This is a genomic window from Acidovorax sp. M2(2025) (assembly GCF_049330835.1).
Taxonomy (GTDB): Bacteria; Pseudomonadota; Gammaproteobacteria; order Burkholderiales; family Burkholderiaceae_C; genus Acidovorax.
Map to the genome: position 1 here is coordinate 2,113,124 of NZ_CP186262.1, position 16,653 is coordinate 2,129,776.

The following is a 16,653-nucleotide window of genomic DNA, read 5'->3' on the forward strand; positions in this document are numbered from 1 at the left end:
GACTGTGCCCTGGCTTCGACAGGCTCAGCCCGAACGGTTCGGGGATGGATGCTCACTTTCCCCCGCCCGTTCGCACTGAGCTTGTCGACGTGCCAATGACCCTACAACCCGTTCACTGAGCGCAGTCGAAGCGCCGCGCGAGGCTTCGACAAGCTCAGCCCGAACGGATGGATGGGGTGGATGGATCGACCCGACCACCGCACACCCATACCAATGAAGCGCCACGCTCCCATGAGCCCCCTTGCCTGAATGGACTGCCATGAGCACGACCACCACACCATCCTTACCCGCTGCCGCCGTCCCCGGCCGCAGCATTGCCGCCTGGTGGCAGGCTGCGCCGTTCACGCTGGTGTTTGCGCTGTTCTTCATCATTCCGCTGCTGCTGATCGTGATGGTCAGTTTCTGGGATTTCAACGACTACGAGCTGCTGCCCGGGTTCGCGTTCAAGAACTACGTCTCGATCTTCGAGGGCTGCGGCGACGTGTCGGACGGGCTGTGCGTCACGCTCAAGACGTATTACTCCACGCTCAAGTTCAGTTTGCTGGTGTGGCTCATTACGCTGGTGATCGGCTTCACCGTGGCCTATTTCCTGGCCTTCCATGTGCGCTCGTCGGGCATGCAGACGCTGCTGTTCGTGCTGTGCACCATCCCGTTCTGGACGTCGAACGTGATCCGCATGATCTCGTGGGTGCCGCTCTTGGGTCGCAATGGGCTGGTGAATCAAACCTTGATGGGCATGAATCTCATCGAGACGCCCATCGAGTGGCTGCTGTTCTCGGATTTTTCGGTGGTTCTGGCCTTTGTGCACCTCTACACCATGTTCATGATCGTGCCCATCTTCAACAGCATGATGCGCATCGACCGCAGCCTGATCGAAGCCGCCAGCGACAGCGGCGCGAGTGGCTGGCAGACGCTGTGGAACGTGATCGTTCCGCTGTCGCGCACCGGCATCATCATCGGCTCGATCTTTGTGCTCACCATCGTGATGGGCGACTTCGTGACCATCGGCGTGATGGGCGGGCAGCAGATTGCGTCCGTGGGCAAGATCATCCAGGTGCAGACGTCGTACCTGCAGTTCCCGCTGGCGGCGGCCAATGCCGTGATCCTGCTGGCCGTGGTGCTCATGATCATCTGGGGCCTCACCCGGCTCGTCGATATCCGCAAGGAGCTGTGAGATGACAACCCGCATCCGCGAAACCCGCCCCGCCAGCTTCTGGCCCCTGGCCATCGTCTTTGCGCTGTTCGTGCTGTTCATGTACGGGCCGATGTTCGTCATCTTCATCCTGAGCTTCCAGGGGCCGGAAGGGGGGCTCACCTTTCCCATGCGCGGCGTGTCGCTGCACTGGTTCGCCAGGCTGGCCGAGGGCCTGGGCGTGGTGGACATCGGCGCGGCGCTGTGGCGCTCGCTGGGCCTGGGCGTGGCCGTCATGCTGTGCACGGTGGTGCTGTCGGTGCTGGCCGGGCTGGCGTTTCGCAAGCGGCTGGCGGGCGGCAACACCTTGTTCTTCATCGTGGTGGCCAGCCTCATCATGCCGTCCATCATCGTGTCGCTGGGCATCGGGCTGGAGTTCCGGCTGATCGACAACGGCATCAAGGCCGCGCTGGAATGGTTGGGTATGGAAAGCGCGCTGGAGGGCTATGGCACCTCGCTGGGCCTGTTCACCTCGGCCCTGGGCGCGCACCTCACATGGACGCTGCCCTTTGGCCTGCTCATCATGTTTGCGGTGTTCAACCGCTTCAACCCTGCCTACGAAGAGGCCGCGCGCGACCTCGGCGCCACGCCCTGGCAAGGCTTTGCGCATGTGGTGCTGCCGTTGATCGCGCCGTCGGTGGTGGGCATTGGCATGTTCGGCTTCACGCTGAGCTGGGACGAGATTGCCCGCACCTCGCAAGCCATTGGCGATGTGAACACACTGCCGCTGGAGCTGCAAGGGCTGACCAGCACGGTGACCACGCCCTCCATCTATGCGCTGGGCACGGTCACCACCGTGGTGTCGTTCGCGGTCATGGGCGTCACGCTGCTGCTGGTGTGGGCGCTGGGCCGCGGCCGCGCGGGGCGTTCGGGGTAAAACGGCGGCCCTATGAAGACCACCACGAACCTCCGGCCCCGGCGCCCGCGCGCTGTGGTCGCCGAGCCGCCCGCGCAGGTTGACGCGCCGGGCCAGCTCAGCGACAACGACATGTACGACCGCATGGTCTCGGCCATCCTGGACCACAAGCTCCCGCCCGGTACCAAGCTGGTGGAAGACAAGCTGGCGGCGGCCTTCGGCGTGTCGCGCACGCGGGTGCGGCCGGTGCTGGTGCGGCTGGCCAACGAGCAGGTCGTCACCCTCACGCCCAACCGGGGCGCCTCCATTGCCCAGCCCACGCCGCAGGAGGCGCTGGAAGTGTTCGAGGCCCGCCGCTTGCTGGAGCCGCGCCTGGTGGAGCTGTTCATCGCCAACGCCACGGATGCCGGCATCGCCGCGCTGCGCACCTGCATCGACGACGAGGAAGCCGCCCGCGCCAGCGGCGACATGCGCCGCGCCATCCGCCTCTCGGGCGACTTTCACCTGCACATTGCCCAGGCGGCCGGGCACCAGACGCTGGGCCGCATCCTGCGCGAGCTGGTTTCGCGCACCTCGCTCATCCTCATGACCTACAGCCCCAGCCACGCGCAGACCCGCGAGGAGGCCACGGCCTGCGGCTGCCGCGAGCACCGGGCGCTGATCGACGCAATCCGCCTGCGCGACGCGCGCGAGGCGCCCCGGCTGATGCTGGCGCACCTCGCGCGCATCGAATCGCAACTCGAATTCACGCCGCCCGCTCCGGACGCGCCGGACCTGGCGCAACTGCTGGGCGCCTGACGCCACCGCCCTCCGCCCATGCGCCAACTGCTCGTCGTCAACCCCAACACGTCGGCCCATGTCAGCGCCTTGCTCCAGCAGCACGTGCAGGCCGCAGCCGGGTTGCACGTCGCCGTGCGCACGGCCACCGCGCGTTTTGGTGCGCCCTACATCGCCTGCGAGGCCAGCTACGCCGTGGCCGCCCACGCGGCGCTGGACGCCTGGGCGCGCGCGCTGGCCCAGCCCGGTCCGCAGCCGGATGCGGTGCTGATCGGCTGCTTTGGCGATCCCGGCCTGATGGCGCTGCGCGAGAGCAGCCCCGTGCCCGTCACCGGCCTGGCCGAGGCTTCGTTCATCGCGGCCGCGCGCCACGGCCGCTTTGCCATCGTCACCGGCGGCGAGCGCTGGGGCCCGATGCTGCAGCGCCTGGCGCAGGCGCTCGGGCATGCGCACGGGCTGGCCGGCATCCACACCGTGGCGCCCACGGGCGCCCAGCTGGCCGCCGACCCGGAGGCCGCGCGCGCCTTGCTGGCCCAGGCCTGCCGTGATGTGGTGCGGCAGATGGGCGTGCAGGCGGTCATCCTGGGCGGGGCGGGGCTGGCCGGCATGGCTGCAGCGGTGCAGCCGCAGGTGCCGGTACCGGTGATCGACAGCGTGGTGGCAGGGGCGCACTGGGCCCTGCGGGTCCACCCGGTGCCGCCCGAACGCAAAGGGGCGGGGTTTGATGTGGCGTGGGTGGGGCTGTCGGGTGAAATGGCAGCGCTGAGCCGCGGAGGGGACGGTTGACATCCAGAACACGTCTCGCCAGCGTGCTCGTCATGACTACAGCGAAGCACTACGTCCTGCCCCTTGTCCCGACCGAGGATTCAGTGGCGCTCCTCTTTCCGGAGGACTTGTTGTCTCGCCTGCATGTGGGAGTCGGAGACACGATTTGTCTGCGCGAGCGTCCCGACAGCAGCCTGCTGTTAAGTGCTCACGCGCCCGATAGCGGGGCGCAGTTGCGGGAGGCACAAGACACCATGGCTACGCGCAGCAACGTATTGCGGCAATTGGCCGATTGACGGCGGCAGTTGCGTCTGAGAGCGCGCAGGCTTCGAACGCCTCTTGCTTTTTTTTGATTGAAATGTACCGCTCGCGCTTTACTGGCAAGCGTGAGTGGCTATCAAAAATGGAGCAATCACCCCGCCAATTCAAGGCGCGGGGGTCTTGGGCTCGTAATCGCAGTACTGCGCCACCACGCACTCCCAGCACCGCGGCTTGCGCGCCTGGCATACGTAGCGGCCGTGCAGGATCAGCCAGTGGTGCGAGTCCACCGCGTATTCCGCGGGCACGCGCTTCATCAGCTGCAGCTCTACCGCCAGCGGGTTCTTGCCGGGTGCCAGGCCCGTGCGGTTGCTCACGCGGAAGATGTGCGTGTCCACCGCCATGGTGGGCTCACCGAACGCCACGTTCAGCACCACATTGGCCGTCTTGCGGCCCACACCCGGTAGCTGCTCCAGTTCCTCGCGCGTGCGGGGCACCTGGCCGCCGTGGCGCTCCACCAGGATGCGGCAGGTCTCCATCAGGTTCCTGGCCTTGGTGCGGTACAGGCCAATGGTCTTGATGTAGCCCTCCAGCCCCTCCAGGCCCAGGGCCAGGATGGCCTGCGGCGTGCCTGCCACCGGAAACAGCCTGCGCGTGGCCTTGTTCACGCCCACGTCGGTGGCCTGGGCCGACAGCAGCACGGCCGCCAGCAGCTCGAACGGGGTGGTGTATTCCAGCTCCGTGCTGGGCGTGGGGTTGGCCGCTTTCAGGGCGGCGAAGAAAGGCTCGATGTCGGCGGTTTTCATGAAGGACTCGTCGGGAGGCGGGCGGATTGTCTCCCATGCCAGGCCCGGCGGCCCGGGCTCCTGGTGCAGGCGTTCAGTGGCGGCGCTTCACCGGAACGCACAGCCAGCAGGGAAACCGGCCCGTGGCGGGGTCGACGGCAAAGTTCTCTTCGTAGATTTCGAGCGCTGCGCGCGGCTCCCATTCCCAGCCTTCGGGAATCTGCCCCGGAGCCTTCATTTGCGCCCAGGCGGCGGCGATCTCGGGGCCCGTGCCCACGAAATGCAGGCAGGCGTAGTCACCGCCCTCGTAGTCCATCACCTGCACGTCCGGGCCGGTGCGCAGGCCCACGCCGATCTGCACGCAGGCGTCGTAGCGGCACTGCCCGGGCGGCGCGCACGCCGGGTCGTCGTGGCTGAAGCCGTAGAACTTCGGGGTGGGCTCGGTCAGGCGATTGGCGGCGCACCAGGCGCCGAACCGCTCCCACAGCTCGGTGAGCCCGGGGTGGCCATAGGCGCCGGTGTGGCGCATGAAGGCCAGGCGCATGCGGGGCAGGGTGCGGATGGACAGGGGCATGGTAGCGTGCCGTTGGTGAGAAAAGGTTCAGTTTAATGACACCGCATGAATCCTGCGCCGCAATTGGCGACAATGCTGCGTCTGTTGCCAACCCATCCTCTTGACGCCATGCAATTTGCCGACCGCCTGAACAACGTAGAAACATCCGCCATCCGCGAGCTCTTCAAGCTGCTGGGCAAGCCCGGCATCATCAGCTTTGCGGGCGGCTTCCCCGACAGCGCCATGTTCGACGTGGACGGCATCCGCGCCGCCAGCAATGCCGCGCTGGCCGAAGAGCCGGGCGCCGCGCTGCAGTACGGCGCCACCGAGGGCTACAACCCCCTGCGCGAGCAGCTGGCCGCCTTCATGGCAGCCAAGGGCGCCCAGGGCGTGGCGGCCGACAACCTCATCGTCACCACCGGCAGCCAGCAGGCGCTGGACCTGCTGGGCAAAACGCTCATCAGCCCCGGCGACAAGGTCATCGTGGAAGGCCCCACCTTCCTGGCCACCATCCAGTGCTTTCGCCTGTACGGCGCAGAGCTGATCAGCGCCCCCATCGACGGCAATGGCGTGAAAACGGATGAACTGGAAAAGCTCATCGCCGAACACAAGCCCAAGTTCGTCTACCTCATCCCCACCTTTGGCAACCCCAGCGGCGCCATGCTGAGCCTGGAGCGCCGCAAGGCCGTGCTGGAGATGGCCGTCAAGCACAACACCCTGATCGTCGAGGACGACCCCTACGGCGACCTGTACTTTGGCGAGGCGCCGCCCCCCAGCCTGCTCAACCTGTCGGCCAGCGTGCCCGGCAGCCGCGAGCTGCTGGTGCACTGCGGCTCGCTGAGCAAGGTGCTCTCGCCCGGCTTGCGCGTGGGCTGGATGATTGCCCCGGCCGAGCTGCTGGCCAAGGCCACCATGTGCAAGCAGTTCAGCGATGCACACACCAGCACATTTGCGCAGGCCACGGCCGCACAGTACCTCAAGGCCGGCCGCATGCCCGCCACCCTGGTCCGCGTGCGCAAGGTGTATGCCGAGCGCGCCCAGGCCATGGGCGACGCGCTGCGCAAGGAACTGGGCGACGCCGTCGAGTTCGTGCAGCCGCAGGGCGGCCTGTTCGTGTGGGCGCGCCTGACCGGTGCGGGTGGCAAGGTGGCGGACGGCAACGTGCTGGCCAAGCGCGCCATCGACAAGGGCGTGGCCTTTGTGCCCGGCACGCCATTCTTCTGCGCCCAGCCCGACCACGCCACGCTGCGCCTGTCGTTCGCCACGGCCGACGTGGACAAGATCCGCGAAGGCGTGGCGCGCCTGGCCCAGGCGCTGTGACCGCCCATGGCTGAAGCGACCGATCTCGACAGCGTCCTCCAGCGCCTGGAAAGCCTGGAGATCAAGGCCAGCTTTACCGAAGACCTGCTGGACCAGCTCAACATGACCATTTACCAGCAGCAGGGCCTGATCGACCGCCTCACCCGCGAAATCCTGCAGCTGCGGCAGCAGGTGCCCGAAGGCGGCCTGTCCGGGCCGCGCGACCTGCGGGACGAGTTGCCGCCCCATTACTGATCCGGCTCCAGGAGCGGAAGCGGGCCGGCGGGTCACGCCCCTGTCATCGCCGGGGCATAGCATCTCCCCAGACTGCCCGTGTGCAGGCAGGGAGATGGCTTTTACATGCTTCAGAAAATCAGGATCGGCACCCGGCTCGCGCTGGCGTTTGCCGTGCTCTTGCTGTTGATCATGGCCCTGGCGGCCGGCGGCGTTCATGGCGCCCGGCGCCTCACGGAGCGCAGCGCAACGCTGTATGCCGACCGCACCGTGCCGCTGGGCACGCTGGCGGAGATCAGCCACCTCACGCAGCGCAACCGCGTGCTGGTGATGGACATGCTGATGGACCCCGGCACCAGCAACCTGCAAGCCAGCCACGGTGAACTGTCCGCCAACGTGCAGCGCATCCAGACGTTGTGGAAAGCCTACGCCGCCAAGCCGCTGGACACCGAAGAGCGCGCGCTGGCCCAGGCATTCGCCCAGGCCAACGACCGGTACCTGCAGCAAGGACTGGTGCCCGCGGCAGAGGCCCTGGTGGCGGGCAAATACGACGATGGCTCCGAGCTGTACATCAACCAGATCCGGCCCAACGCCGCCAAGGTGCAGGGCGCCATCGAACAGCTGGTGGCGCGGCAGGTAGCGGCGGCGGCCGCCGAGTTCGAGGGGGCGCGCACGATGAGCGGCCTGCTGGTGGGCGGCATGCTGGCCGCCACTGCGCTGGCGCTGACGGTGGGGGCCCTGATGGCCTGGGTCATCACGCGCTCCATCTCGCGCCCGCTGCGCCAGGCGGTGGCGCTGGCCCACACGGTGGCCCGCGGCGACCTCAGCGCCCGCATCGAAGTGCGCGGGGCGGACGAGACCGCCGAGCTGCTGGGTGCGCTGCGCGAGATGAACCAGCAGCTGGTGCGCGTGATCACGGAGGTGCGTGCCAGCACCGAGGCGGTTGCCAACGAGGCCGCGCTGATCGCGGGCGGCACCGAAGACCTGGCGCGGCGCACCGAGGTGCAGGCGTCCAATCTGCAGGAGACCGCGGCTTCGATGGAGCAGCTCACGGTGACCGTGCAGCACAACACCGACAACGCCGAACGCGCCACCGAGCTGGCGCAAGAGGCCAGCAAGGTGGCCAACGAAGGGGAAGGCGTGATGCGCGACGTGGTCGCGACGATGGAGGACATCAAGGCCCAGTCGCAGCGGATCACCGACATCATCAAGGTGATGGACGACATCGCCTTCCAGACGAACCTGCTGGCGCTCAACGCCGCGGTGGAGGCCGCGCGCGCCGGGGAACTCGGGCGCGGCTTCGCGGTGGTGGCGGGCGAAGTGCGCGGCCTGTCGCAGCGCAGCAGCGCGGCAGCGCAGGAGATCCGTGGATTGATCGCCGCCAGCGTGCGGGAGGTCGAGCGGGGCGCGCAGCTGGTGGCGCAGGCGGGCGAGCGCTTTGGCCACACGGTGGTGCGGGTGGAGGATGTGGTGCACCTCATCAGCCAGATCAAGGACGCCGGCCGCGAGCAGGCCCGCGGCATCGCGCAGATCGGCGAAGCGGTGCGGCAGCTCGACGCGGCCACGCAAAAGAACGCGTTGCTCGTCGAGGACAGCTCCTCGGCATCGCTGGGCATGAAGCACCAGGCGCGCAGCCTGCTGGGGGTGATTCACCGCTTCCAGCTGGCGGCGGCACACGCGCCGGCCCCCGCGGGCCTGGCCCGGGGACTGGCGGGCGGCGAACGTATTCTGCGGGCACCGCCGCCCCCGCGGCTGCCGGCCGGCCCAAGCGTGCCGGTCGCTGCCCGCCGGTAGGCCGCAGCGCGGCCCCAACGGAGGGGCTGGCGGGTGGCCAGAACGGGCGGGCCGCTACCCGGCCGGCTCCTGCACCGCGATCTGGTTGCGGCCCTGGTGCTTGGCGCGGTAGAGGGCCTGGTCGGCGCGGTCCAGCAGGTCGCGCACGCTGCGGTCGCGGGCGTCGAAGGTGCTGAGCCCGAGGCTGGCGGTCAGCGTGTAGGCTTGGCCGGCATCGCCGTGCAGCTGCAGTGCGCGCAGGCTGTCGAGAATGCGCCGGGCCACGTCCAGCCCCTCGTCCAGGGTGGTCAGCGGCAGCAGCACGCCGAACTCTTCGCCGCCCAGCCGCCCGACCACGTCGCTGGCCCGCAGTTGGCCGCGCGCGGCGCGCGAAAACTCCACCAGCGCCCGGTCGCCCTCCAGGTGGCCAAAGCGGTCGTTGATGGATTTGAAATGGTCCAGGTCCAGCATCAGCAGCGTGAGCGGCTCGCCACTGCCCAGCGAGCGGGCGTAGGCCGACTCGGCGCATTCCAGGAAGGCCCGGCGGTTGGCCATGCCGGTGAGCATGTCGGTGGTGGCCAGGCGGTGCAGGTCCCGCTCCAGGTTCTTGCGCTGCGTCACGTCGCGGTAGATGCCTTCCACGCCCGCAAAATTGCCGGCTTGGTCGTACAGCGCGTGGCTGCTGATGGAAATGTCGATCACCGTGCCATCGCGCCGCACCATCTGGCCGGGAAAGTCGGACACCTCGCCCTTTTCCAGGATGGCCGCCTTGAAGGCGTCCCGGTCGGAACTCTGGGGGTAGTAGGACTCCGCCGTGCGGCCTTCGATCTCATGGGGCTCATACCCCAGCACCCGCCGCACGCCCGGCCCGACATGCTGCACCACCCCCTGGGCGTCGGTGCGGTAGTAGACGTCCTGCATGTTGTCGAACAGGCGGCGGAAGTTCTGCTCGCTTTCGCGCAGCTGGGCCTCGATTTCGCTCTGGTGCGTCATGTCCAGCCCGCACATCAGGACGGCGGGCGCGCCCTCCCAGTCCACCGCCACGCTGCTGATCAGCACCATGCGCAGGTTGCCGGCCTGGGTCCGGATGCGGAATTCGGACGACTTGTTGGGGCGCCCGGCCTGCTCGGGGCCCGCCACCAGCTGAATCCGGCGGGACGAGCGGCTCTTGTCGATGGGGTGCACAAAGTCGGCCGACAGCCGGCCGATCAGCGCCCCGGTGTCCGGCGCTTCCAGCAGTTCCACGGCGGCGGCGTTGGCAAACCGGATGGCGCCTTCTTGTGTGACCAGCACTGCCGCTGGCAGCGCCTGCAACAGACGGAGGTCGTGGAACATGGGGCGGTAACCAAAGGTAAGGACGCATTGTGGCACCGGAATGAAGGCATGGGAATCCGGGCTGTCGCCCAGGCATCCGCGCGCACCAAGCCCGGCCCAGGCGGGCCTGCCCGCTTGCGTGGGCCCGCCGTCAGCGCTGCGCGGCGGGCGGGCGCTTCGCGGGCGCGGGGGGCGGCGCCGCATCCTCGGGCCGGCCCGGCGCGGCGGCAGCCTGGGCCGCGCGCAGCTTGTCCTTCTTGCTGGGCCTTTTGCCCTTGATGCCGCCGGCACCCTGGGGTCGCTCGGGTGGCTGTTCCGTGGGCTCGAAGCCGGGCACGACCTCCCGGGGCAGGCGCAGCTGCTGGCGCTTTTCGATCAGACGGAAGTGCGCCTCGGCGTCGGCCGTCACCAGCGTCACGGCCACCCCGGTTTCGCCTGCGCGGCCGGTGCGGCCGATGCGGTGCACATAGTCCACCGCCGAGCGGGGCAGGTCGAAGTTCACCACGGCGGGCAGCTGGGCAATGTCGATGCCCCGCGCGGCAAGGTCGGTGGTCACGACCACCTGCCAGCGCTCTTCCTTGAACTCCCGCAGTATCTGGGTGCGTGCGCCCTGGCTCAGCCCGCCGTGGAACGGGGTGGCGTAAATGCCGGCCTTGTAGAGCTTTTCGGCGACATGCTCCGCCGCATACTGGGTGGCCACGAACACCAGCACGCGGGACCATCCCTGCTGCTGTACCAGATGCCGCAGCAGCTGGGTGCGGCGCGCGGCGTCGACCGCGATGGCCCGCTGCACGATGGCCGCACCGTCCGGTGCGGGCGGGGCTGCCACCTCCACGCGCACCGGGGCGTTCAGCAGGCCGTCGGCCAGGGCCTGCACGGCGGGGGGGAAGGTGGCCGAGAAAAACAGGCTTTGCCGGGCGCGCGGCAACAGCGCAAGCACGCGGGCCAGTTCGTCGGCAAACCCCAGGTCCAGCAGCCGGTCCGCCTCGTCCAGCACCAGGTGGCGCACGCTGTCCAGGTGCAAGGCGTTGTGCGCCACCAGGTCCAGCAGCCGGCCCGGCGTGGCCACGACCGCGTCGGCCCCGCCGCGCAGGGCCAGCAGTTGGGGGTTGATGGAGACGCCGCCAAACACCACCGCCACCTTCGGCGGTTGCTGGAGGTGCTGGGCCACGCTGCGCGCCACGTCGCCCACCTGGGCCGCCAGCTCGCGGGTGGGCACCAGCACCAGGGCGCGCGTGCGCCGCCGCCCGCCCGGGCCACCGTGCGGCTCGGGCAGCAGTTGCTGCAGCAGGGGCAGCACAAACGCGGCGGTCTTGCCCGAGCCGGTGGGGGCTGCGCCGACCACGTCACGGCCTTGCAGGGCGGGCGGTAGGGCGGCGGCCTGGATCGGCGTGGGCTCCGTAAAGCCCGCCTCGCCCGCGGCGTGGACGAGGGCAGGGGACAGACCGAGGGCGGCAAAGGGCATGGGCATGGAGGGAGGCGCGGCCGGCGCAACGTTGCGTGGGCCGCGGGAGGGCGACGGGATGGAAGGATGGGCGAGCGTGCATTGTCGCCCCAGTGGCGTGCCGTGCGCCCCGGTTCCGCCCGATTTCATGGCGGCGATTCCCCGCACCGCGATAATTGGCGCTTGTGGCGGCGCTGTCCGCCTTGATTCCCCTTCGCCTTCACGCTCCCATGGCCTTGCCCCTTGATTCCTCCGCCATCACCCACGGCATCCAGCTGGCGGTGGCCCCTGTGTTCCTGCTCACGGCCGTGTCCGGGATGATCGGCGCCGTGGCGGGGCGGCTGGCGCGCATCATCGACCGCGGCCGTGTCGTGGAAGACCGCGCCCGGGCCAGCGGCGATCCGGAGTTGGTGGCGCGGGCGTACATCGAGCTGGCCGACCTGCGCGTGCGCGGGCGCCTGGCCAACGGCTGCATCGGGCTGCTCACGTTCTGCGCCGTCCTGATCGGCATCACCATCATCCTGTTGTTCCTCGGCGAAACCACGAGCTTCCAGCCCAACCGGCTCGCCGTGGGCGGCTTTCTGGCCGGGGTGGCCTCGTTTCTGCTGGCGCTGGTCTGCTTTCTGACCGAGACGCTGTTGGCCACGCGCGTCCTGGATTTCCATCTGCTGCAGCAGGAAATGGAAGGGCACTCATGAAGTCGCTGGCACAGCTCGGCGGGCTCGTCTATTCCACGGAGTCGGGCCGCATGTGCCCCGGCTGCCGCCGCCCGGTGGCGCAGTGCGAGTGCAAGAAGAACAAGCCGGCGCCGGCGGGCGACGGGATCGTGCGCGTTTCTCGCGAGACCAAGGGCCGCGGCGGCAAGGCCGTGACGCTCGTCAAGGGCGTACCGCTGGAAGAAGCGGCCCTGGTGCACCTGGGCAAGCAGCTGAAAACCGCTTGCGGCAGCGGCGGCACCGTGAAGGACGGCGTGATCGAAGTGCAGGGGGACCACGTGGACCGCGTGGTGCAGGCGCTGCAAAAGCTGGGTTACCAGGTCAAGCGGGCCGGGGGGTGAGGGCCCATGGCGCCCATCGACCCCGATGCCCTGCAGCGCCTGGTGACGCTGCCCATGCCCTACGGCAAGCACCAGGGCACCGTGCTGGCCGATCTGCCGAGCAACTACCTGGGATGGTTCGCCCGCGAAGGCTTTCCGCGGGGCGAGCTGGGCCGGTTGCTGGCGCTGATGCACGAGATTGACCACAACGGCTTGGCGCATCTGCTGGAGCCGCTGCGCCGGCGGTAAGCTGCGCGCTCGCGCCGGTGGCACGCCACGGCAGCTGGGTGCCGCAGCGCACCGCCCGCTGCCTGGTCGCTGGTTCACCAACGGCTATCCTGCTATTCATTCATCGAGAGGGAAATCCATGAGGGGCAATATTGCGGCGATCGTCCTGGTTCTGCTGGGCGTGTTCTTTCTGCTCACCAATCTGGGCTTGATCAGCATCAGCCTGCGTGAACTGCTGCGCGTGTGGTGGCCCGTGGGCTTGATTGCCCTGGGCGTGGCCTTGTTCTTCACGCCCGGCAAAGGCCGGTAAGGACCGGTGAGGCCCGGCAAGGCCTGCGGGAAGCCCTCAGGGCGCCGGCATGCGCTCACATATCCGCAGCGCCGTGCCCGTGCATGTTGGGGCGCACGAAGGCAGGGTCGCTGCCGAAATAGCCGCGGAACAGGTTGCGGGCAATGCCATGTGCCGCCACCTGCAGGTCCTGGGCCACCTCCGGCGCAAACAGGCGCGCCGTGTGCTGCTGCCACAGCCCCACCCATGCGGCGAAATGCGCGGGGGTGACGCCTTCCAGGGCCATGTGCTTGCCGAACACATCGCCGCGGAAGCTGCGGGTGCCCAGCGCCACGGTGCTCCAGAAATCCACCAGCCGCTGCAGGTGCGCGTCCCAGCGGCCGTGCAGGGCTTTTTCGAACACCGGGCCCAGCAAGGGGTCCTTTCGCACATCGCCATAGAAGCCATGCACCAGCCGCGTGATGCTCTCCACGCTGGGCTGGGTGTATGGTGCAGTCGGGGCAGGTGCGGCGGAGGTGGGGGCCGCCAGGGCGTCGGTCATGCCTGCAGTGTGCCAGCTCCGCTGCAGGCGCAACCTGACGGGCCGCAACCTTGTGCGCTTTGCTCGGCGTGGGCCTCGAACGGAGGAAACAGCACGTTGTTTTCGAGGTGGATGTGGTTGATCAGGTCGTCGCCCAGCTGGGCAATGCCGGCATACAGCGCGCGCCATGTATTGCAGGCCCCCAGGGGCGGCGTGGCGTCGTTCGTCAGCGCGTTCAGCACGTCGAGCGCTTCGCCATGGTCCACGTGCTCGGCCCGCATCATGCTGATGGGCTGGCCCACGAACGGGTTGTCGCCCCGCTGGAGCATGGGAAACAGCACCTGCTCTTCCTTGAGCATGTGCGACAGCAGCTCTTCGTGCATGGCCTCCAGGTGGTCGGCCAGGCCGGCGGGCACCTGGGGATTGTCGCGGTGCACGGCCTCCACGCGGCGGGCCATGCGGATCAGCTCGGGCAGCTGGGCGCGGTGCACTTCGTGGTAGCGCACCAGGATGTGGTCGATGAGTGCGCTGGCGGACGCGGCCTCGGGCACGGCATCGCTGCGCTGAAGGGCCGCCAGCTCCGCCAGGATGGCTTGCGCATCCAGTCCCTTGTCGGCCGCGGCCTGGGCCAGGCTGATCTGGCCGCCGCAGCAGAAGTCGAGCTTCAGGCGCCGGAACACCGCGGTGGCTCCGGGGAGTTGCACGGCAATCTGCCCGATGGGCTGCTGGGCGGTCAGCGCAGCGGGGGGCGGGGATGCGACGGGCAGGGGGTCGAGGCGGGCGTTCATGGTGGTCCTTTAAAGATTCATATAGTGTGAATATTTTAGGGAATAAAATCGGGCTTGCACATCCCTACCAATTGACCCAGGGCAAATTCCATGCGGCTGACCCAATGGACCGACTACACGCTGCGCGTGCTGATGTACTGTGCTGCGACGGAGGGCCGGGAGCAGCCCGTCACGATCACCGAGGTGGCCGAGGGCTACGGAATCTCCCGCAGCCATCTGATGAAAATCGTGCAGGAGCTGTCTGCGCGCGGCCTGCTGGAAACCACGCGGGGCCGGGGCGGCGGCATCCGCCTGATGAAGCCGGCATCGACCATCAACATCGGTGCCGTGGTGCGGGCGACCGAGACCGACTTCAATCTGGTCGAGTGCTTTGACCCCGCCACCGACCAGTGCCGCCTGAGCAACCACTGCCGCCTGAAGGGGGCGCTGTGGCGCGCCATGCAGGCGTATCTGGCCGTGCTGGATGGGGTGACGCTGGCGGACCTGATGGGACCGCCCGCGCGCCGTGAAGCCAGCGGCGCGCAGACGCTCGCGCAGGATCTGGTGCCGGTGCCTGTCGCGCTGCCCCGCAACGCTGGGGCACGCCGCCCGCAGCTGGCGGTGCCAGGGACCCAGGACGAGGCGCTGGACGCCGGCTAGGGCACGCGGCGCAGGATCCCTAGGTTCGCTGGCGGGCGCGTGAGCGCCTCCATCCGCAGAGCCGGCGCCCGCGCCTTCTGGCGCCGGGCCAGGGCACCAGGCTCAGCGCAGGACTTCCAGCAGGCGGTTGAGGCCGCCTTCGTTGATGGCGATCTTGGCCTGGCTGCGCACGGCCGGCTTGGCGTGGTAGGCCACCGAAAGGCCGGCGGCGCCCATCATGGGCAGGTCGTTGGCGCCATCCCCGACGGCAATGGCCTGCGCGGGCGAAATGCCCAGGAGCGAGGCCACTTCCAGCAGGGTGCGGCGTTTCTCGGCGCCGTCGCAAATGTCGCCCCAGGCCTGGTCCACCATGCGGCCGGTGAGGACACCGTCCTGCACCTCCAGCACGTTGGAGCGGGCCAGGTCAATGCCCAGCCCGGCTTTCACGCGGTCGGCAAAAAACGTGAAGCCGCCCGAGACCAGCAGCGTGGTCAGCCCCGCGGCCTTGGCGGCAGCCACCAGTTCCTTGGCGCCGGGGTTGAAGCGCAGGCGTTCGGCAAAGACCTGTTCCATGTGCTGCACGGCCACGCCCTTGAGCAGGGCGACGCGCTGGCGCAGGCTTTCCTTGTAGTCGGTGATCACGCCCTGCATGGCCGCCTCGGTGATGGCGGCCACCTCGGCCTTGCGGCCGGCGGCGTCGGCGATTTCATCCACGCACTCGATGTTGATGAGGGTGGAGTCCATGTCGAAAGCGATGAGCTTGTAGTGCGACAGGGACAGGGGAGGCTCGATGCCCTGGACGACGAGGCCCGGGGCGAATTCGGTGGCGTGGATCATGCGCGTTGACAAAAGCAAAAAAGGAAACCGGGCGGGGCGGACGCCAGGGTCTTTCCCTGGCCGCCACCCGCTATGGTATCCCGCGATGATCGGGCGCCGGTCCGGCGGTGGTGCCGGGAGAGCGCGCCGCGGGGCGCGTCAGTGGCGCTTGGCCACTTCGGCCAGCAACCCGGCTGCGGGGTTGGGCTGCGGCGGCTCCTTCATCTTGCTCAAGAACATGCGGACAAAGAAAACTGCCATGCAGATCATGAACACAATGCCGATGATGCTCATCAGGCCGTAGTCGGTGGACAGAAGATCGTTCAACAGCTTCATGGAACCCTCCTAGTGGTGATGCACCACTATCGCGCTGTCGGCGCCTTTATCCATTGCGCTGTGTCAACAATACCGGAGCCGCCTGCGCTGCGGTCATTTTGGCTGGTGCAGGTACAGCCGGTCTGACCAGGTGGCTAGCCATTCCGGCTTGAAGGCCACAAAGATGGCGGCCAGCATGCCGGTGACAAAGCCATCGCCCCAGGCCATCAGCCAGCGGGCCACGAGCGACAGCTCGCCCCCCACGCCCGGCAGGGCGTGGCCGCTCCATTGCGACAGCACCCCCGCCGAGAACACGCACACCACCGTGCCCAGGAACGCGCGGCCCAGCACGTAGACGAACGGCTTGGTGCCCGTGAAGCGCCGCAGCGCCGCGCCCAGCGCGAGCGCCAGCGTGGCGGGCACCACGCCCAGCCAGGTGATTGCACCGAGGGCATCGGCCCACGCCAGGCTGGGGGACAGCAGCCCGGCGCTGATGCCCACGGCCATCAGCACGGGAATGGCCAGCGGCCAGCCCAGCATCAGCACCACCAGGCACGCGCCGGACCACTGCAGCTGCAGCGGCATGGCGTGCAGCGTGGGCAGGGCCCACATCCAGGGCAGCAGGACGAGCGCGGCGAGCAGTGGCGTCCACAGTGCGGACGGGGCGCCGTAGCGCTCATGCGCCAGCGGCGGGCGGCTGGCCAGCATGCGCCAGGGGCGCGCGGCCAGGGCGGCCGCCAGGGCGATGAGCGTGAGCGCAGCTTCAAGCCACATGGCGAAAATTGCTATATTT

The 16,653-nt window shown here is 68.6% G+C and carries 21 protein-coding genes; 12 read left to right on the forward strand and 9 right to left on the reverse strand.

The genetic code is table 11. The annotated features are described in order from the left end of the window. Nucleotides 1–259: 259 nt before the first annotated feature. The 4 genes from ACOYR3_RS09805 to ACOYR3_RS09820 are packed head-to-tail and all read left to right on the forward strand — an operon-like array spanning nucleotide 260 to nucleotide 3,611. Nucleotides 260–1,174: an ABC transporter permease gene (locus ACOYR3_RS09805; protein WP_422846244.1), complete on the forward strand. Its 915-nt coding sequence runs from the start codon at nucleotides 260–262 to the stop codon at nucleotides 1,172–1,174. Nucleotide 1,175: 1 nt separating this feature from the next. Further along, entirely contained in the window at nucleotides 1,176–2,069 is an 894-nt protein-coding gene (locus tag ACOYR3_RS09810; protein ID WP_422846245.1) for an ABC transporter permease, read from the forward strand. A gap of 12 nt (nucleotides 2,070–2,081) precedes the next feature. Next, nucleotides 2,082–2,846 carry a GntR family transcriptional regulator gene (locus tag ACOYR3_RS09815; protein ID WP_422846246.1) on the forward strand — a complete coding sequence of 255 codons (765 nt, stop codon included), beginning with the start codon at nucleotides 2,082–2,084 and terminating at the stop codon, nucleotides 2,844–2,846. 18 nt (nucleotides 2,847–2,864) lie between these two features. After that, nucleotides 2,865–3,611: an aspartate/glutamate racemase family protein gene (locus tag ACOYR3_RS09820; RefSeq protein ID WP_422846247.1), complete on the forward strand. Its 747-nt coding sequence runs from the start codon at nucleotides 2,865–2,867 to the stop codon at nucleotides 3,609–3,611. A gap of 404 nt (nucleotides 3,612–4,015) precedes the next feature. Here ACOYR3_RS09820 and nth read toward each other — a convergent pair whose 3' ends face one another. Further along, nucleotides 4,016–4,654: an endonuclease III gene (nth, locus tag ACOYR3_RS09825; protein ID WP_422846248.1), complete on the reverse strand. Its 639-nt coding sequence runs from the start codon at nucleotides 4,652–4,654 to the stop codon at nucleotides 4,016–4,018. Between the two features lie 73 nt (nucleotides 4,655–4,727). After that, complete coding sequence (locus tag ACOYR3_RS09830) at nucleotides 4,728–5,207, reverse strand: AraC family transcriptional regulator (RefSeq protein ID WP_422846249.1); 480 nt, start codon at nucleotides 5,205–5,207, stop codon at nucleotides 4,728–4,730. Nucleotides 5,208–5,315: 108 nt separating this feature from the next. Between ACOYR3_RS09830 and ACOYR3_RS09835 the strand changes: the two genes are divergently transcribed. The 3 genes from ACOYR3_RS09835 to ACOYR3_RS09845 all read left to right on the forward strand — a co-directional run bounded on the left by ACOYR3_RS09835 (nucleotide 5,316) and on the right by ACOYR3_RS09845 (nucleotide 8,513). Next, the gene (locus tag ACOYR3_RS09835; protein ID WP_422846250.1) at nucleotides 5,316–6,506 is read left to right on the forward strand and encodes a PLP-dependent aminotransferase family protein; all 1,191 of its coding nucleotides are present in this window, start codon (nucleotides 5,316–5,318) and stop codon (nucleotides 6,504–6,506) included. Nucleotides 6,507–6,512: 6 nt separating this feature from the next. Further along, nucleotides 6,513–6,740 (forward strand): SlyX family protein, encoded by a 228-nt coding sequence (locus ACOYR3_RS09840; RefSeq protein WP_422846251.1) that lies wholly within the window; start codon nucleotides 6,513–6,515, stop codon nucleotides 6,738–6,740. 105 nt (nucleotides 6,741–6,845) lie between these two features. Further along, nucleotides 6,846–8,513 (forward strand): methyl-accepting chemotaxis protein, encoded by a 1,668-nt coding sequence (locus ACOYR3_RS09845; RefSeq protein ID WP_422846252.1) that lies wholly within the window; start codon nucleotides 6,846–6,848, stop codon nucleotides 8,511–8,513. A gap of 54 nt (nucleotides 8,514–8,567) precedes the next feature. Here ACOYR3_RS09845 and ACOYR3_RS09850 read toward each other — a convergent pair whose 3' ends face one another. Both ACOYR3_RS09850 and ACOYR3_RS09855 read right to left on the reverse strand, forming a co-directional pair. Continuing rightward, complete coding sequence (locus ACOYR3_RS09850) at nucleotides 8,568–9,827, reverse strand: sensor domain-containing diguanylate cyclase (protein WP_422846253.1); 1,260 nt, start codon at nucleotides 9,825–9,827, stop codon at nucleotides 8,568–8,570. Nucleotides 9,828–9,957: 130 nt separating this feature from the next. Then, entirely contained in the window at nucleotides 9,958–11,271 is a 1,314-nt protein-coding gene (locus ACOYR3_RS09855) for a DEAD/DEAH box helicase (protein ID WP_422846562.1), read from the reverse strand. 209 nt (nucleotides 11,272–11,480) lie between these two features. Between ACOYR3_RS09855 and ACOYR3_RS09860 the strand changes: the two genes are divergently transcribed. From ACOYR3_RS09860 to ACOYR3_RS09875, 4 genes are all read left to right on the forward strand, one after another. Further along, a complete protein-coding gene (locus ACOYR3_RS09860; RefSeq protein WP_422846254.1) occupies nucleotides 11,481–11,948 on the forward strand; it encodes a DUF2721 domain-containing protein in 468 nt (155 codons plus the stop codon). Then, entirely contained in the window at nucleotides 11,945–12,307 is a 363-nt protein-coding gene (locus ACOYR3_RS09865; RefSeq protein ID WP_422846255.1) for a translation initiation factor Sui1, read from the forward strand. The genes ACOYR3_RS09860 and ACOYR3_RS09865 overlap by 4 nt, the downstream gene beginning before the upstream one ends. A 15-nt stretch (nucleotides 12,308–12,322) precedes the next feature. Beyond that, nucleotides 12,323–12,535: a DUF3820 family protein gene (locus ACOYR3_RS09870; protein WP_422846563.1), complete on the forward strand. Its 213-nt coding sequence runs from the start codon at nucleotides 12,323–12,325 to the stop codon at nucleotides 12,533–12,535. Between the two features lie 118 nt (nucleotides 12,536–12,653). Then, nucleotides 12,654–12,824, forward strand: coding sequence for a LiaI-LiaF-like domain-containing protein (locus ACOYR3_RS09875; protein WP_422846256.1), 171 nt, complete (start codon nucleotides 12,654–12,656; stop codon nucleotides 12,822–12,824). Between the two features lie 55 nt (nucleotides 12,825–12,879). Here ACOYR3_RS09875 and ACOYR3_RS09880 read toward each other — a convergent pair whose 3' ends face one another. Then, complete coding sequence (locus ACOYR3_RS09880; protein ID WP_422846257.1) at nucleotides 12,880–13,344, reverse strand: group III truncated hemoglobin; 465 nt, start codon at nucleotides 13,342–13,344, stop codon at nucleotides 12,880–12,882. Beyond that, nucleotides 13,341–14,111: an iron-sulfur cluster repair protein YtfE gene (gene ytfE / locus ACOYR3_RS09885; protein WP_422846258.1), complete on the reverse strand. Its 771-nt coding sequence runs from the start codon at nucleotides 14,109–14,111 to the stop codon at nucleotides 13,341–13,343. Before ytfE ends, ACOYR3_RS09880 begins: the two co-directional genes overlap by 4 nt. A 90-nt stretch (nucleotides 14,112–14,201) precedes the next feature. Between ytfE and ACOYR3_RS09890 the strand changes: the two genes are divergently transcribed. Continuing rightward, a complete protein-coding gene (locus ACOYR3_RS09890; protein WP_422846259.1) occupies nucleotides 14,202–14,750 on the forward strand; it encodes an RrF2 family transcriptional regulator in 549 nt (182 codons plus the stop codon). A 102-nt stretch (nucleotides 14,751–14,852) separates the two neighbouring features. On the opposite strand, the gene serB is transcribed toward ACOYR3_RS09890, so the two are convergent. The 3 genes from serB to ACOYR3_RS09905 all read right to left on the reverse strand — a co-directional run bounded on the left by serB (nucleotide 14,853) and on the right by ACOYR3_RS09905 (nucleotide 16,634). Continuing rightward, nucleotides 14,853–15,566, reverse strand: coding sequence for a phosphoserine phosphatase SerB (gene serB / locus ACOYR3_RS09895; RefSeq protein ID WP_422846260.1), 714 nt, complete (start codon nucleotides 15,564–15,566; stop codon nucleotides 14,853–14,855). 138 nt (nucleotides 15,567–15,704) lie between these two features. Next, nucleotides 15,705–15,881: a DUF3149 domain-containing protein gene (locus ACOYR3_RS09900; protein WP_422846261.1), complete on the reverse strand. Its 177-nt coding sequence runs from the start codon at nucleotides 15,879–15,881 to the stop codon at nucleotides 15,705–15,707. Nucleotides 15,882–15,974: 93 nt separating this feature from the next. Continuing rightward, nucleotides 15,975–16,634 carry a hypothetical protein gene (locus ACOYR3_RS09905; protein WP_422846262.1) on the reverse strand — a complete coding sequence of 220 codons (660 nt, stop codon included), beginning with the start codon at nucleotides 16,632–16,634 and terminating at the stop codon, nucleotides 15,975–15,977. Nucleotides 16,635–16,653: the final 19 nt, after the last annotated feature.

What these genes read in the sequence shown, in the direction of transcription:
- ACOYR3_RS09805 (WP_422846244.1), top strand. Translation starts at nt 260, where the DNA reads ATGAGCACGACCACCACACCATCCTTACCCGCTGCCGCCGTCCCCGGC.
- ACOYR3_RS09810 (WP_422846245.1), top strand. Translation starts at nt 1,176, where the DNA reads ATGACAACCCGCATCCGCGAAACCCGCCCCGCCAGCTTCTGGCCCCTG.
- ACOYR3_RS09815 (WP_422846246.1), top strand. Translation starts at nt 2,082, where the DNA reads ATGAAGACCACCACGAACCTCCGGCCCCGGCGCCCGCGCGCTGTGGTC.
- ACOYR3_RS09820 (WP_422846247.1), top strand. Translation starts at nt 2,865, where the DNA reads ATGCGCCAACTGCTCGTCGTCAACCCCAACACGTCGGCCCATGTCAGC.
- nth (WP_422846248.1), bottom strand. Translation starts at nt 4,654, where the DNA reads ATGAAAACCGCCGACATCGAGCCTTTCTTCGCCGCCCTGAAAGCGGCC.
- ACOYR3_RS09830 (WP_422846249.1), bottom strand. Translation starts at nt 5,207, where the DNA reads ATGCCCCTGTCCATCCGCACCCTGCCCCGCATGCGCCTGGCCTTCATG.
- ACOYR3_RS09835 (WP_422846250.1), top strand. Translation starts at nt 5,316, where the DNA reads ATGCAATTTGCCGACCGCCTGAACAACGTAGAAACATCCGCCATCCGC.
- ACOYR3_RS09840 (WP_422846251.1), top strand. Translation starts at nt 6,513, where the DNA reads ATGGCTGAAGCGACCGATCTCGACAGCGTCCTCCAGCGCCTGGAAAGC.
- ACOYR3_RS09845 (WP_422846252.1), top strand. Translation starts at nt 6,846, where the DNA reads ATGCTTCAGAAAATCAGGATCGGCACCCGGCTCGCGCTGGCGTTTGCC.
- ACOYR3_RS09850 (WP_422846253.1), bottom strand. Translation starts at nt 9,827, where the DNA reads ATGTTCCACGACCTCCGTCTGTTGCAGGCGCTGCCAGCGGCAGTGCTG.
- ACOYR3_RS09855 (WP_422846562.1), bottom strand. Translation starts at nt 11,271, where the DNA reads ATGCCCTTTGCCGCCCTCGGTCTGTCCCCTGCCCTCGTCCACGCCGCG.
- ACOYR3_RS09860 (WP_422846254.1), top strand. Translation starts at nt 11,481, where the DNA reads ATGGCCTTGCCCCTTGATTCCTCCGCCATCACCCACGGCATCCAGCTG.
- ACOYR3_RS09865 (WP_422846255.1), top strand. Translation starts at nt 11,945, where the DNA reads ATGAAGTCGCTGGCACAGCTCGGCGGGCTCGTCTATTCCACGGAGTCG.
- ACOYR3_RS09875 (WP_422846256.1), top strand. Translation starts at nt 12,654, where the DNA reads ATGAGGGGCAATATTGCGGCGATCGTCCTGGTTCTGCTGGGCGTGTTC.
- ACOYR3_RS09880 (WP_422846257.1), bottom strand. Translation starts at nt 13,344, where the DNA reads ATGACCGACGCCCTGGCGGCCCCCACCTCCGCCGCACCTGCCCCGACT.
- ytfE (WP_422846258.1), bottom strand. Translation starts at nt 14,111, where the DNA reads ATGAACGCCCGCCTCGACCCCCTGCCCGTCGCATCCCCGCCCCCCGCT.
- ACOYR3_RS09890 (WP_422846259.1), top strand. Translation starts at nt 14,202, where the DNA reads ATGCGGCTGACCCAATGGACCGACTACACGCTGCGCGTGCTGATGTAC.
- serB (WP_422846260.1), bottom strand. Translation starts at nt 15,566, where the DNA reads ATGATCCACGCCACCGAATTCGCCCCGGGCCTCGTCGTCCAGGGCATC.
- ACOYR3_RS09900 (WP_422846261.1), bottom strand. Translation starts at nt 15,881, where the DNA reads ATGAAGCTGTTGAACGATCTTCTGTCCACCGACTACGGCCTGATGAGC.
- ACOYR3_RS09905 (WP_422846262.1), bottom strand. Translation starts at nt 16,634, where the DNA reads ATGTGGCTTGAAGCTGCGCTCACGCTCATCGCCCTGGCGGCCGCCCTG.